The sequence below is a fragment of the Pseudomonas sp. BIGb0381 genome (assembly GCF_024809815.1).
Classification (GTDB): domain Bacteria; phylum Pseudomonadota; class Gammaproteobacteria; order Pseudomonadales; family Pseudomonadaceae; genus Aquipseudomonas.
Genome location: NZ_JANUEN010000016.1, coordinates 1 through 14480, shown reverse-complemented (window position 1 = coordinate 14480; position 14480 = coordinate 1). Strand labels below are relative to the sequence as shown.

The 14480-nt window shown below is 61.6% G+C and carries 14 protein-coding genes; 9 read left to right on the top strand and 5 right to left on the bottom strand.

From position 1 onward, the window contains the following. Positions 1–283: 283 nt before the first annotated feature. Positions 284–2869 carry an autotransporter outer membrane beta-barrel domain-containing protein gene (locus M2397_RS28105; protein ID WP_259244866.1) on the top strand — a complete coding sequence of 862 codons (2586 nt, stop codon included), beginning with the start codon at positions 284–286 and terminating at the stop codon, positions 2867–2869. Between the two features lie 134 nt (positions 2870–3003). Here M2397_RS28105 and M2397_RS28100 read toward each other — a convergent pair whose 3' ends face one another. Then, positions 3004–3591, bottom strand: a complete 588-nt coding sequence (locus M2397_RS28100; protein ID WP_090401186.1) for a hypothetical protein — start codon at positions 3589–3591, stop codon at positions 3004–3006. Between the two features lie 16 nt (positions 3592–3607). After that, complete coding sequence (locus M2397_RS28095; protein WP_259244865.1) at positions 3608–4219, bottom strand: hypothetical protein; 612 nt, start codon at positions 4217–4219, stop codon at positions 3608–3610. A gap of 173 nt (positions 4220–4392) precedes the next feature. Here M2397_RS28095 and M2397_RS28090 point away from each other — a divergent pair, with 173 nt between their 5' ends. The 7 genes from M2397_RS28090 (at position 4393) to M2397_RS28060 (ending at position 9903) form a co-directional block, all read left to right on the top strand. Continuing rightward, a complete protein-coding gene (locus M2397_RS28090) occupies positions 4393–4974 on the top strand; it encodes a hypothetical protein (protein ID WP_259244892.1) in 582 nt (193 codons plus the stop codon). Positions 4975–5017: 43 nt separating this feature from the next. Beyond that, a complete protein-coding gene (locus tag M2397_RS28085) occupies positions 5018–5698 on the top strand; it encodes a CsgG/HfaB family protein (RefSeq protein ID WP_027608087.1) in 681 nt (226 codons plus the stop codon). Positions 5699–5727: 29 nt separating this feature from the next. After that, positions 5728–6090 (top strand): DUF4810 domain-containing protein, encoded by a 363-nt coding sequence (locus M2397_RS28080; RefSeq protein ID WP_145335732.1) that lies wholly within the window; start codon positions 5728–5730, stop codon positions 6088–6090. Beyond that, the gene (locus M2397_RS28075) at positions 6087–6737 is read left to right on the top strand and encodes a DUF799 domain-containing protein (RefSeq protein WP_131697032.1); all 651 of its coding nucleotides are present in this window, start codon (positions 6087–6089) and stop codon (positions 6735–6737) included. The genes M2397_RS28080 and M2397_RS28075 overlap by 4 nt, the downstream gene beginning before the upstream one ends. Before the next feature lie 217 nt (positions 6738–6954). Then, positions 6955–8577 carry a VWA domain-containing protein gene (locus M2397_RS28070; RefSeq protein WP_259244864.1) on the top strand — a complete coding sequence of 541 codons (1623 nt, stop codon included), beginning with the start codon at positions 6955–6957 and terminating at the stop codon, positions 8575–8577. A 151-nt stretch (positions 8578–8728) separates the two neighbouring features. Continuing rightward, positions 8729–9301, top strand: a complete 573-nt coding sequence (locus M2397_RS28065; protein WP_145335737.1) for an RNA polymerase sigma factor — start codon at positions 8729–8731, stop codon at positions 9299–9301. After that, positions 9298–9903 carry a hypothetical protein gene (locus M2397_RS28060; protein ID WP_259244863.1) on the top strand — a complete coding sequence of 202 codons (606 nt, stop codon included), beginning with the start codon at positions 9298–9300 and terminating at the stop codon, positions 9901–9903. The genes M2397_RS28065 and M2397_RS28060 overlap by 4 nt, the downstream gene beginning before the upstream one ends. A 44-nt stretch (positions 9904–9947) precedes the next feature. On the opposite strand, the gene M2397_RS28055 is transcribed toward M2397_RS28060, so the two are convergent. Next, a complete protein-coding gene (locus M2397_RS28055; protein WP_053135452.1) occupies positions 9948–10583 on the bottom strand; it encodes a LysE family translocator in 636 nt (211 codons plus the stop codon). A 562-nt stretch (positions 10584–11145) separates the two neighbouring features. On the opposite strand from M2397_RS28055, the gene M2397_RS28050 reads away from it, so the two are divergent. Then, positions 11146–12210, top strand: a complete 1065-nt coding sequence (locus tag M2397_RS28050) for a 2,3-butanediol dehydrogenase (RefSeq protein WP_237683137.1) — start codon at positions 11146–11148, stop codon at positions 12208–12210. A 108-nt stretch (positions 12211–12318) separates the two neighbouring features. Here M2397_RS28050 and M2397_RS28045 read toward each other — a convergent pair whose 3' ends face one another. Continuing rightward, positions 12319–13224: a DMT family transporter gene (locus M2397_RS28045; RefSeq protein WP_259244862.1), complete on the bottom strand. Its 906-nt coding sequence runs from the start codon at positions 13222–13224 to the stop codon at positions 12319–12321. 103 nt (positions 13225–13327) lie between these two features. Continuing rightward, the gene (locus tag M2397_RS28040; RefSeq protein ID WP_259244861.1) at positions 13328–14104 is read right to left on the bottom strand and encodes an AraC family transcriptional regulator; all 777 of its coding nucleotides are present in this window, start codon (positions 14102–14104) and stop codon (positions 13328–13330) included. Positions 14105–14480 lie beyond the last annotated feature (376 nt).

Genomic DNA, 14480 nt, shown 5'->3' with positions numbered 1-14480 from the left:
ACACAATCCTGAACCTTTTCATACATTTGAAGGTCATTACCGCGCCCACCCACGCGCGGTAGGGCTGCATGGACTGCAGCGTTTTCAAAAGCATTAAGGATTGATGTGAGCGTTTTTCCCCTTACTCCCTTGTTCGCCACTGCCTCTCGCGGTGCGAATGGTCGTGCCTGCGTATCAGCCATGTGCGACGGGGGATGCATCCGGATCCCTTGATCCCTTCACTCGATACACCTACTGCCGCCGGGCTGTTGGCGGCTTTGACCTGTAGTTCATGGAGTCAGAAATGAAGCGTAAGCAGTTTCAGAAAAGCCTGTTGGCAATCATGGTCGGCGCAATCAGCACGCAGGTGCTGGCGGTGGAAGTTGACCTCGGGGCAGGCAAAACCCAGTTCGTCAGCGAGAATTACAACGAGTCGCTGATCCTCACCGGGCAGACCACTCAGGTCACCACCCCGACCAATTCGCCCCCTGCCGGGCTGGGTGTCGCCGATACCCACATCCAGGGTTCGTTGATCAACCGCGCTGACATCACGCTGAATGCCGACGGCTACACTGTGCGAGGCTTTGCCCTGGACCCGATGTTCTGGACCGGCCCGCCCAACCTCAGCCCAGGCTCTGTCACCGGTGACGTGGTACAGGCCGGCAATATCCTGATGAACAACGGTGGCGATGAGGGGCTTGAGATCGGCAGGACCACCATCGGTGGCAGCGTGATCAACTCCGGCACCATCATTTCGACGGCACCGTCGGCGCCCGCACCGCCACCTTTCTATATCGGCGGGGGCGAGGGGATTTACCTGCACGGCACCACCATCGGCGGCGATGTGTCCAACACCGGTCTGATCGATATGGCCGGCGAAGGCGCGATTGGCATCGTGCTGGATCGCGACAACAACACCCCCACCACCATCGGCGGCAAGATCCTCAACTCCGGCACTATCAAGGCCACGGGTGAAGGCGCTTGGGGCATCGAAGTGGAAACGGATACCAGCCCGCTGCGTATCGAAAACAGCGGCTTGATTTCTGCCAACGGCAATGACGCCCAAGGCATATTTTTTTATAACGGCACCATCGATTACATCCTCAACACCGGCACGCTTGAGGCCAAGGGTACCAACGCCAATGCCTTCCAGTTCCTGGAGGCAACCTTTGCCCAGAACAGTGCGAGCGGTTCGCGCGGCATCGTCAACCGAGGCACAATCACCGCCGATGGCACGGCGATCCTGGTCGGTCCCGACCAAACCTCGCCGTTCGAAATCAACCAGCAAGCCGGCGAAATTCGCAGCAATTCCGGCACCGCCATCGATGCGCGCAACCTGGCAACCTTGAACTGGACCGGCGGCAACATCATCGGTGATGTGCTCAACCTGAGCGCCGTGAATATCGACGGCCAGGCCGGTTTCACCGGTAATCGCATCATCGCACCGGTGTCGGTCAACTCGGGTTCGCTGAACCTCTCGGCCCCTGGCACCGCCATTACCGGCAACCTCAATGTGGCCAATGGCGCCGGCATTGATATGCACCTGTCCGACAGCGTTGTGCCCACCACGCCGTACCTGACCGTCAACGGCGCCGCCAACTTCGCCCAGGGGTCAAAGCTGACCGTGAGCGCCAACCCAGGCGACTTCGCCAGCACCAATAACGGCACCGAATACACCCTGCTGCAAGCCACCAGCGTGCAAGACAACGGCCTGTCCGTGGCCAGTTCTTCCTCTCTGCTCGACGTGCTCAGTTACTCGGCCGATGCGCAGACGGTGAAGACCGTGGTGGCGGTCAAGGCCGACCAGCAAGTCCAGGCGGATCTCGCTGGCGTGGGCGCCACCAGCGCGGCGGTCACGGCGGTCAACACCTTCAAGAACGGTGTGTTGAGTAACCTCAGCGCGGACGATCAAGTCTTCCAGGCCCTGGCCAACGCCGGCACTGCAGAGCAACTGGCGCGGATCGGCGATCAGCTCAAGCCGGACGTCAACCGTGGCGCCCTCGACGTGGCGTTGTCGGGGCAAACCGTGGTCAACGGCGCGATCTTCAATCGCCTCACCGACCAGCGTGAAAGCCACCAGGTCGGCGGCGTGTGGGTGCAGGGCCTGAGCAGCAACATGGACCAGGACGGTCGCGGCGGTGACAACGGTTACTCGGCCAACAGCAGCGGCATGGCGGTGGGTGTGGATGGTCGTGTGAACGACACCACCATCCTGGGCGTGGCGTACAGCTACCTCAATTCCAATATCCATTCCGACCTGGGCAACAAGACCGACGTCGAAGGTCACGCGCTGTCGCTGTATGGCAACTGGTCGCTGCAAAACTGGTTTGTCGACGGCAGCCTCAGCTACGGCCACAACCAGAACGACAGCAAGCGTCATATCGCCGGCACCACGGCCAAGGGCAGTTACGACAGCAATGTGTTGTCGGCCAGCGTGATCGGCGGCTACAGCTTCAAGCCGTCGCAAGCGGTGGTGATTGAGCCGCGTGTGGCCGCGCGTTACTCCAACGTGCGCATGGATGGCTACGACGAGAAAGGCTCTTCGGCGGCACTGAGCACCGGTTCGCAGCGTTATGAAGTGGGTGAGCTGGGCGCGGGCCTGCGCCTGGCCGGCAACCTGCCGATGGGTGCCGGCAGCTTGCAGCCGGAAGCGACGTTGATGGCCTATCACGACCTGATGGGTGATCGCGTGGCGCAAACCTCCAGCTTCGTGGCCGGTGGTTCAGCGTTTACCGTGACCGGTGCGTCGGTGGCCCGTGACAGCTACGAAGCCAGCGTGGGCGTGAACTACCAGGTGTCGGACTTCAGCGTCGGCGCCAGCTACACCCGCCAGGCGCGCAGTGGTTTTGATGCCGATGGCGTGATGCTAAAAGCGCGGTACGCGTTCTAAGCCCCGTCAAGGAGGTCCGCTGTAAGTGTTGCGTGCGACAGCGCTAAATCTGCGACTTAGCGCTGTCGCTCAGTAACTTGAACCCTGTGGCAAGCCCGCTTGCTACAATTAGCGCCGTTCACACAGCAGCCGGGTTATAGCAACTTGCGCTGCACCGCTTCATCCAGCGTACTGCGCGTCAGCGCCTCGACCACTTCCCGCGTGTCGCTCTGGAACGGGATGCCCACGATCAGCACCAGGTGCACCCACGTGCGCACCGATTCGCTCTTTTTGACGCGGCCCAGTTCCTTGCCATCCTTGTCCTTGAACACCGTCTCCAGGGTAAAGATGTTCTTTGCCGTGGTGGGGATGACGAAGAACGTGAAGCCGGTGAGGAACGCCGAGACCGGGCTGTACTCTTCGTTGTTGTGCAGCGTCGCGTCGACGTAGATGTCTGAGTCGACCTTATCGGTGCTCACCCGCGAAAAACGCTGGGAGTCGCGATAAGAATCGGCCACGGCCTTTTCCCACAGCACCACCGGTGCGCCGACTGCTGCGTTGCCCGGGCCGCCGTTGACGTGGTTCTGCGCCGTGGTGCGCACGTACGCCGTAGGCTTTTGCGCCGGGGCGTTGGCGGTCGGTGGCCAGGTCTGTACGGCGGGCAATTCGTGCTGCGAGTAAGACACGCAGCCGGTCAGCAGGACAGCGGCGAGTACCAGGCTGTGTTTGATCAATCCTTTCATGCATCACTCCTTGAAATTACGGTTTAGCCAGGTTGGCGGTGACGGTGTCGAGCAGTTGCCCGACCAGTTTGGTCAGCTGTTGGCCGCCCATCGACGGTGCCCAATATTGGCCGCTGTAAAGCCCGACGTTGTGTTCGAATTTGATCGAATCCTTGGCCTTGGCCAGTTCCTTGCCGTTGCGGTCGACGATCACCAGGTCGCCGGCCACCTCGAAGCTGTCCACGTAGATCGGGCCGTTGACCCAGATCCAGATAGTCAGCGTCAGCAGCGCGCCAGGCACGTACGCCGGGTGCGGCGCGCGATGGCCCTTGAGGGCGGTCATGTTGAATTTAAGTGTCACGTCCTGCTCGCCCAGGCGTACCGGATACTCGGTGACCTGCTTGAAGTAACCCCCGGTGCGCACGTACTGGGTGATCTGGGCGGTCAAGGAGCTGCTGATGGCGGCCTTGTTGGCTTCGTTGACATCGGCGGCGCTCACCGTCACATCGGCGATTTGCGCGCTGCGCGGGCTGCTGACAGCGACCGGGTGGAGCGGGGCGGCGATGGGGCCGGTGACGGTGTAGGAAACGCAGCCGGTCATCGACAGCGCGGCGACCAGGACTGTCGCCCGAAGCAGAGTGTTAAGCACGCAATATCCCTATAAGTGAGCAAGCCAAGTTACTGTTTCGACCCGTATCCGCATAACTTTAGGGAATGTGCGCCACCGCACGGCATCCGACGAAACACCTTGAGAAGCGCCCTCAACCCCGTAAAATGCCGCGATTGTTTAAAGCACGATACTTTTCAGGGATGAATTCAGACATGCGCGCGTTTGCCGTATTCCTCTGCGTCTGCCTACTGGCGGGCTGCGCCTCCAAGCCGGAGTACTACATCTCGCCGGCGCCGGTTACGATTCCGAAGACTGCTACTTACTGGCTCGAGACCTTCAACGTTGAGGTGAAGGGCAAGAGTAAGCACTTCATGTCGGATGACAAAGTTCGCCAGGAGCTCGGCGTCGATCTGGTAAACCGCTTGCTCAAAGCCAAGCGTTACGCAACCAGTAAAGACAGCGCCGATTATTTGCTGGATGTCGACGTCGTCTATGTGCGCCATATCATCGACTCCAATGGTGGTTTTTCGAACCTGTTGATTGACGACGGCACCATCCTGCAAAGCATCGATTTTGGCTACAAGGTCAAGGTCAAGAAAGCCGGTGCCGAGGTGCTGCACTTCGCCCAGAACCACCCCAGCCTGGAGCCCAGCAACTGGCGAGGCCAGCCGCAACAATGGAGGACCCTTGCCGGCGTTGTAACCAACAGCGGTAACTCCAGTGTCGAGCGGTACTTCACTAGTGGGCTAAGCGACTTCATCGTCGACGACCTGCGCGATATTCCGTCTCGCTAGCGTCGGCTGCCATACCCGATTCCCCCCCATTTAGGAGCACCCTGTGAACACACTGTCCAAAATCCTGCTGTCGGGCCTCACCGCCGCAGCGCTGTTGACCGTGGCCGGTTGCGCCACGGAGAGCAACCGCGCCATGCCGGTGGAACAAGTCGCCAGCGCCAACGTCGCCTATTCCGGCGTGCGTGTGCCCATCGCCGTGGGCAAGTTCGACAACCGCTCCAGCTACATGCGCGGCATCTTCTCCGACGGCGTCGACCGCCTCGGTGGCCAGGCCAAGACCATCTTGATCACCCACCTGCAGCAGACCAACCGCTTCAGCGTGCTGGACCGCGACAACATGGGTGAAATCTCCCAGGAAGCCGCGATCAAAGGCACCGCGCAGAAGCTCAAGGGCGCGGACTACGTAGTGACCGGCGACGTGACCGAGTTCGGTCGCAAAGAGACCGGCGACCGCCAGTTGTTCGGCATCCTCGGCCGTGGCAAAACCCAGGTGGCCTACGCCAAAGTCGCACTGAACATCGTCAACATCAGCACCTCCGAAGTGGTGTATTCCACCCAGGGCGCCGGTGAATACGCGCTGTCCAACCGTGAAGTGGTCGGCTTCGGCGGCACCGCCAGCTACGACTCCACCCTCAATGGCAAGGTCCTGGACCTGGCCATGCGCGAAGCCATCAACCGCTTGGTCGACGGCATCAACGCCGGTGCCTGGAACCCACGCAACTGATCAGCAACCTCTCAAGGAGCAGTACACGGATGAGCAAGGCAGTGAAGTTGGCGCTGATGCTGACAGCAATCGCGGCGGTCGCCGGGTGCCAGACGGCGCCCCAACCCCTGTATCAATGGGAAAGCTACCAGCCGCAGGTTTACGAGTACTTCAAGGGCGAGCCCAAGGAAGCGCAGGTCGAGGCGCTGGAGCGTGATCTGCAAAAGATCAACGCCAGCGGCCGCAAGGCGCCGCCGGGTTACCACGCGCACCTGGGCATGCTGTACCTGAGCATGGGCAAGGACGACCAGATGGTGCAGGAATTCCGCACCGAGAAGGCGCTGTTTCCCGAGTCTGCTTCGTACATGGACTTCCTGCTGAAAAACGCCAAGACCGGAGTGGCCACTAAATGAGCCTGTTAAAACTCACCGGCGCCTTGCTGGCCCTGGCTTTGCTCGGCGGTTGCGCAGCCCCCAAGACCATTGACTACACGGCGTACAAGCAGGCGCGGCCCAAGTCGATCCTGGTACTGCCGCCGATCAACGAGTCGCCGGAAGTGCAGGCCTCGTACAGCCTGGTCTCGCAAGTGACCTACCCGCTGGCCGAAGCCGGCTACTACGTGCTGCCAATTGCCCTGGTGGACGAAACCTTCCGCCAGAACGGCCTGACCACCGCCAACGATATCCAGGGCGTGCCACCGGCCAAGCTGCATGACATCTTCGGCGCGGACGCTGCGCTGTACATCACCGTCAGCGAGTACGGCACCAAGTACATGCTGATCTCCAGCGACACCGCAGTGACGGCCTCGGCCAAACTGGTGGACCTGCGCACCGGCACCACCCTGTGGACCGGTTCGGCGCGTGCCTCCAGCGAGGAAGGTAACAACAACAGCGGCGGCCTGATCGGCATGCTGATCACGGCGGCGGTCAAGCAAGTGATCAACAGCTCCACCGATGCGGCGCACCCGATTGCCGGCATCACCAGCGCACGCCTGCTGTCGCCGGGCCAACGCGCGGGGATCCTGTACGGCCCGCGTAACCCGAAGTACGGCACGGATTGATATCCGGGTTCTGAGAACACCACGGTCCAAATGTGGGAGGGGGCTTGCCCCCGATAGCGGTAGATCAGTCAGTACATGTTTGACTGACCCACCGCCATCGGGGGCAAGCCCCCTCCCACATTTGAATGTCTGTGTTATTTGAATCAGGGTTAACCCGAACATCCCGCACCCTGCGTCTGACCTTGTGAACGGATCATTCATTCACGAGGTTCAGCCCATGTCCCGTCCCCTGCTTTTCCTGCGTCCTGCCGCCCAAGGCTTTGCCGTCACCATGGTGGTGGCGCTGGCCGGTTGTGGGCTGTCTTCGTCCCCCGAGTTGGCCAAACCGGCCGAGCCCGTCGCCGAGTTGCAACGCGCGTCACCCCAGGGCGCCTTGGTCAAACGCATGGCAATGCCCGCGCCAATGCGCATGCAGGAATCAGCGGCGATGGACTACCGCAGTGAGCCCCGCGAGCAATACGCCAACCTGCCGGACAACCCGGTGCATCGCGTGGCTGAAGCGCCGGTTTCCACCTTCAGTGTGGATGTCGACACGGGCAGCTACGCCAACGTCAGACGCTTCCTCAACCAAGGCAGCCTGCCGCCCGAGGGTGCTGTGCGACTGGAGGAAATGGTCAACTACTTCCCCTACCACTACGCCTTGCCCACCGACGGCTCACCGTTTGGCGTGACCACCGAAGTCGCCGCCACACCGTGGAACCCGCACACCCAACTGCTGCGCATCGGCATCAAGGCGTCCGACCGCGCCGTGGCGGACCTGGCGCCGGCCAACCTGGTGTTCCTGGTGGACGTGTCCGGCTCCATGGATCGCCGCGAAGGCTTGCCGTTGGTGCAAAGCACCCTGAAATTGCTGGTGGACCAGTTGCGTGATCAGGACCGGGTTGCGTTGGTGGTGTATGCCGGTGAGTCCCGCGTGGTGCTCAAGCCTACGTCGGGTCGCGACAAGGCCAAGATCCGCAATGCCATTGATCAACTCACCGCCGGCGGGTCCACGGCAGGCGCATCCGGCATCGAACTGGCCTACCAGATGGCCCGCGAAGGCTTTATCGACAAGGGCATCAACCGCATCCTGCTGGCCACCGACGGTGACTTCAATGTGGGCGTCAGCGACTTCGACAGCCTCAAGCAAATGGCCGCCCGGCAGCGTAAAAGCGGCGTGTCCCTGACCACCCTCGGCTTCGGTGTGGATAACTACAACGAACACCTGATGGAACAACTGGCCGATGCCGGCGATGGCAATTACGCCTATATCGACAACCTGCGCGAAGCCCGCAAGGTGCTGGTGGACCAGCTCAGTTCGACCCTCGCCGTGGTGGCGCGGGATGTGAAATTGCAGGTGGAGTTCAATCCGGCACTGGTCAGCGAGTATCGACTGCTGGGCTATGAAAATCGCGCCCTCAAGCGTGAAGATTTCAACAACGACAAAGTCGATGCCGGCGAGATTGGCGCAGGGCATACCGTGACCGCGCTGTATGAAATTGTGCCGAAGGGCGAGAAGGGCTGGTTGGAACCATTGCGCTACACCCGCGTGCCCGCCGCTGAAGGCGGTGCCAATGAGCTGGCGATGTTACGTGTGCGCTACAAGCCTGCCACGGGCGGTGATAGCCGCTTGATCGAACGGCCCATCAGCAAGGAAGTCACCCAGGCCAGCGACGACCTGCGCTTCTCGGCGGCGGTGGCCGCCTTCGCCCAACAGCTCAAGGGCGATGGCCGTTACACTGGCAGCATGAGTTTGAAGGACACTGCCGCACTGGCCCGTTCGGCCCGGGGCGATGACCCCTTTGGTTTGCGCAACGAGTTCGTGCAACTGGTAGAGCTGACCCAAAGCCTCAAACCTTGATCTCGACCACGACACGGATCAAATGTGGGAGGGGCTTGCCCCCGATGGCAGTGACCAGTCAATACATCTGTTACTGATGCACCGCCATCGGGAGCAAGCCCCCTCCCACACATGAACAGCGTTAAATTTATAAAAGGAGTTCGCCCCCTACATGGCTGTTCCAGATGACCCACCCAGCGACGAATCGCTGCTGGCCCGTTACCGAACCGGTGACGCCGCCGCGTTCGAAGCCTTGTACGCGCGGCATCGCCAAGGCCTCTACCGCTTCCTCGTGTCCCTGAGCAACAAGGCTGAACTGGCCGAGGAAATCTACCAGGAGACCTGGCTCAGCCTGATCCGCAGCAGCACCCAGCCGCAAGGCCGGGCGAGCTTTCGTACATGGCTGTTCCAGATTGCTCGCAACCGCCTGATCGACCATTGGCGCAAGCACGGCATCCACAACCCGCTGCACGACAGCTACGATGAGCAACTGCACGCCCAGGCCGACGACAGCGCCGGCCCTGAGCAACAACTGAGCCTGAGCCGCGACCAGGCGCGCCTCGACGCCGCCCTGCAAGACTTGCCCGAAGACCAGCGCGAAGTCTTCCTGCTGCGCCTGCACGGCGACCTCGAAGTGCCGCAAATCGCCGCCCTCACCGGCGCCCCGCTGGAAACCGTAAAAAGCCGCCTGCGTTACGCCCAGCAGAAACTGCGCCGCCTGCTGGCCGAGGAGATACTCGCATGACCGACTCCCGACACACTCCCGACTCCGACGACGTGCTGATCCAGCATTACCGTCAACACAGCACCGGCGAGCCGCCCGCGTCCCTCGATGCCTTCATCCTAAACGCCGCCCGCCGCGAAGCCCCGGTGCCGCCCCCGAGCCTGTGGCAACGCTGGCTGCAAGCCTGCCAACGTCCGCGCTGGCAAATGGCATTCGCCACCGTGGCCGGCTTGGCGCTGATGATCGGCGTGGTCACGCGCTCGCCAGTGCCGCAACCCGAAATCTCCACCGCGACCTTCTCCGCTATGCACGAAGAAGCCGCCCGCCCGGCGCCGCAAGCGTTGTCCGCACCGGCGCCGATGGCGCGCATCGCCGCCGCGCCCAAGGCTGAAAGTGCGCCGGTTCAGGCTGAAATTGCAGGTTCGATGGCTGATGAATCGAGCGCCAGACTCAGCAAGCGCGCGCCGTCAGCGTTGCCGTCGCTGGAGCAAGAGTTACAGGCGATAGTGCGCTTGCGTGAAGCGGGTCAAAGCAAAGCTGCGGATGAAAAACTGTTGGCGTTGCACGCACGTTTCCCCGAGGAAGACCTGCCGGCGCGGCTGGAGGCGTTGCGTAAGCATTGACCACAAAAGACAGAACGGGCCACAGGTTACCGGTGGCCCCGCGTTCAACGCCGCGCATCAAAAGCCATGCGCACCGCCAGACCTGCCAGCACCGTCCCCATCAACCAGCGCTGCACCAGCTGCCATACCGGCTTGGCCGCCAGAAACGTCGCGATGGAACCGGCCATGATGGCGATCACCGCATTGACGCTCACACTGATCATGATTTGGGTAAAGCCCAGCACGATGGATTGCGTCAGCACGCTGCCGTGGCCGGTGGGGGTGATGAATTGGGGCAGCAATGACAGGTACATCACCGCCACTTTCGGGTTCAACAGGTTGGTCACAAAACCCATCATGAACAGCTTGCGGGGACCGTCCCTGGGCAAGTCGCGCACATGAAACGCCGAGCGCCCGCCGGGCTTGACCGCTTGCCAGGCCAGGTACAACAGGTAGAGCGCACCGCCGAGCCTGAGCGCGTCATACGCATACGGCACCGCCATCAGCAACGCGGTAATACCCAGCGCCGCGCACAGCATATACACGACGAAACCCAGTGCCACGCCGCCCAGGGAAATCAACCCGGCCAGCGGCCCCTGGCAGATCGACCGCGAAATCAGGTAGATCATGTTCGGGCCGGGCGTCAGCACCATGCCAAGGGAAATCAGACCATACGCCAGCAGGCTCGACAGTTCGGGCATGGGTTAACTCCTGTAGGTTGAGCGCGTCGTTGCGCAGGTTGAATGCGCTTGATGGTAGGGCGGGAGAAAGGCGCGCGTTAGATACAGATCGGCTGACAAAACGTCATACAGGGGGCTTGCACTCATACCAACCTGTGGCGAGCGGGCTTGCCCCGCGTTGGGTTGCGCAGCAGCCCCAAGACCAGGCGCAGAGGAGTGCCTGATACACCGCATTCGTCTTCATCAGGGGCGCTTCGCACCCCAACGCGGGGCAAGCCCGCTCGCCACAGGTTACTGTTTACCCTTTCTACTTCTTAACTGACTGACATTAGGGCTTGCGCTGAGACGCAACGTCTCACGGTCTCGTCGCTACCGCACACGATCTGGCATGGCGCGTCTCGTTTGACCTCGATGCCGGCCATCCTTGAGGTTCCATTCGGCGGCTCTAAGAAAGGGGTATCCAGACGTTTTTGCGCAACTGGCACCGGCCTTGCTCTTGCCCCTTGCAACCCACCCGGTGCGCCAGTGCCAACCGTTTCAAGGAGACTTCGCTATGAGCCTTTCGAGCAACTCGCAACGCAGCATGCGTGCCGCTGTCTGGCACGGTCGCAACGACATCCGCGTCGAAGACGTGCCGCTGCCCGTCTCGCCGCCTGCCGGTTGGGTGCAGATCCGCGTGCAATGGTGCGGCATTTGCGGCTCCGATCTGCATGAGTACGTGGCCGGCCCGGTGTTCATTCCGGTCGACGCCCCGCACCCGCTGACCGGGATAAAGGGCCAGTGCATTCTCGGTCATGAGTTTTGTGGCGAGATCGTCGAACTCGGTGCCGGCGTGGAGGGTTTCAGCGTCGGCGAGCCGGTGGCGGCCGATGCCTGCCAGCATTGCGGCACGTGCTACTACTGCACCCACGGGCTCTACAACATTTGCGAGAACCTGGCCTTCACCGGCCTGATGAACAACGGCGCCTTCGCCGAACTGGTCAACGTGCCCGCCAACCTGCTGTACAAGCTACCGGCGAACTTCCCCGCTGAAGCCGGTGCACTGATCGAGCCTCTGGCCGTCGGCATGCACGCGGTGAAAAAAGCCGGAAGCCTGCTCGGGCAAAACGTCGTGGTGGTCGGTGCCGGCACCATCGGCCTGTGCACCATCATGTGCGCCAAGGCGGCGGGCGCGGCGCAGGTGATCGCGCTGGAAATGTCCGGCGCGCGCAAGGCCAAGGCCAGGGAAGTGGGGGCGACCCATGTGCTCGATCCCAACGAATGCGATGCCCTGGCCGAAGTACGCCGCCTCACCGGCGGGCTCGGCGCGGATGTCAGTTTCGAATGCATCGGCAACAAACACACGGCCAAACTCGCCATCGACCTGATCCGCAAGGCCGGCAAGTGCGTACTGGTGGGCATCTTCGAAGAGCCCAGTGAATTCAACTTCTTCGAGCTGGTGGCCACGGAAAAACAGGTGCTCGGCGCACTGGCCTATAACGGGGAATTCGCCGACGTGATCGCGTTTATCGCGGATGGGCGGCTGGACATCTCGCCACTGGTGACGGGGCGCATTCAGCTGGAGGAAATCGTGGGGCAGGGTTTTGAGGAACTGGTTAAAAACAAGGAACACAATGTGAAGATCATTGTGTCGCCTGCCAGGGTCTGACGCGCACGCTCACCGCCGCAGTCTTTGCCCCACTCCTGACTCCCCAAGCAAGCAGAGAAGGGGAGTGGGGCGCGTGTGGGCTCGACTGAAAAGCTCGGTCCGTCGAGATCACCGTGAGGTCCTGCGTGAGCGTGAAGTGGCGATGACCGCCCCCGTAATGATCAACACCGCGGGGATCATCAGGATCGGCTTGGCCTCGCTTTGCCCCACGGCAATCAGCAGCAGCGTGGAGAACAGCGGCGCCAGGTAAGACAGGGCGCCCAGCATCGATAGATTTCCGTGCTTGGTCGCGTGGTCCCAGGCGAAAAAAGCCAGGCCTACCGGGCCCAGCCCCAGGGCAATGATCGCCGCCCACTGGCCCGGCTCAGGCCGCACCGTGGTTTCGAAAGCCAAGTGGCAGAGCCCCCCGGCCACAGCCACCAGCCCACAGATTCCCCCGATGATGCTGCTCGGAACATGGCTGAACCGCCGGTTGAACACCGAATAAATCGCCCAGACCCAGGCACACGCAAAGGCTGCGGCGTAACCGATAACCGGCATCGACGCACCGTCACTCCGGGCCCGCAGCTGCATGATGAAGGCCGTCCCCGCCAAGCCGAGCAAGGCGCCCAACAGCTGGCGCTTGCGCAGCGACTCGCCGGTGGCAAAGCTCGACAGCAGCACGATCAGCAGCGGCCACAGGTAGGCAATCAGGCTGGCTTCAGCCGCAGGCGCGGCCTTCAGGGCAAAGAAATACAACGCGTGATAGACAAAGATGCCGGCAAATCCCGTCGTCCACACAGACCAGGGCTGGCGCCAACTGCTGAACCCTGCTGCGCCACGCAGCCCCAGCACGCACAGGCTGGCCACGAACGCGACCGCGAAGCTCGACGCCAGCAACTGAAAGGCCGGGATCCCGGCGGTCAACGTGGTCAGAAGCGCCAGGCACGCCCACAAAAACACGGCAATCACCCCGATCAGCGTCGCACTGGCGGCGCCCTTGGCAAGGGTGATGGATGGGTTGGAAGTGCTCATGCAAGCCCCGTCTGCGGATAATCCCCAAGCGCGAACAATAGAAAGGTCGAGAGAGCGAGTATTGATCAGGCCCGCCAAAGAATTGTTCGGGACTGCTGTTTTTTCAGGGGGCGCGCCCTTGTTTACGCACCACGGCCGGCGTCAGATGGCGGGCTTTCTTCAGGGCATGGGTTAACGCACTCTGGTCGGCGTACCCGGCGCGATGCGCAATATCAATGATCGACAAAGACGTTTCGCGCAACAGGTCAATGGCCAGATTCAGGCGCAAGTTCGCGATATGTGAGAACGGCGTTGTGTTCAGGTGCTGCCCAAACAGCACATACAAACGCCGCTCACTCGTGCCCGCATAACGCGCAATATCATGCGCCGTCAGGGCCGTGCCCAAGTGCTGCTCAATGTAGGCCAACGCGCGAGCAAGAATGAACTGGCCGGGATCGCTCCGCGCAACCTCGGGCTGCAATAACGAACACAACAGCAACCGACTCCAGGACTCGGCCATCGCGAGCGAGCCGACCAACCGTGGCCCGTTGCTGCTGGCGTAATCGAGCAAATGCCGTATATCGGGCCGGACCGCAAAAAAGCGCTTGTCGTTGAGTGGGTCAAATGACGCAACCGCGCCCTGCTGCGCTTCGCCACCGTCGGTCGAAACGTCCAGCACCAGGAAACGGTTATGAGGGTTGGCCAGAAACGTATGCCTGGCCCCGGCAGAAATCACCACCCCCTGACTCGCATCGACCTTGCCACCTCGTCCGTCGACCTCAATCTCCATCGACCCGGATTGGGGGAGTACGACTTGATGAAAGTCATGCTGGTGAAGCTCAACCTGGCCGGAGTAAGAGCGCAATGAGAGGGAGAGCAATTGGGGGGTGGGGGTGCTCATCCGTGAGTCTCCGGGGGTGAGGGGGGTATCGTATGTCAGCGGTCTGTTTGGATGCCAGAGTGTATCTGGGGGCATTCGTTGGGGGGGGGAAGACAGCGGTAAACCGTTAGAAACAAGAAAGCCCGCACGGGGCGGGCTTCTTGGGGTGTTTTGTAGACTGTCTGAGACAGCCCGAGAGCCGGCGCCGTTTGAACCTAGGGGTGAAGTTCTCGTTTTTAAAGGGTTTGGTCGTCTGTGTCTTTCTAAGGGATACGCCTGGGGATACACGGCGCCGGCTGCTATGTACGGGACAACCACATGGGTTACAAAAAAGTGCATTCACATAGGTGACACTTTGATTGAAACATAGCCGTTCTTTGCATCCCTGGCATTGACG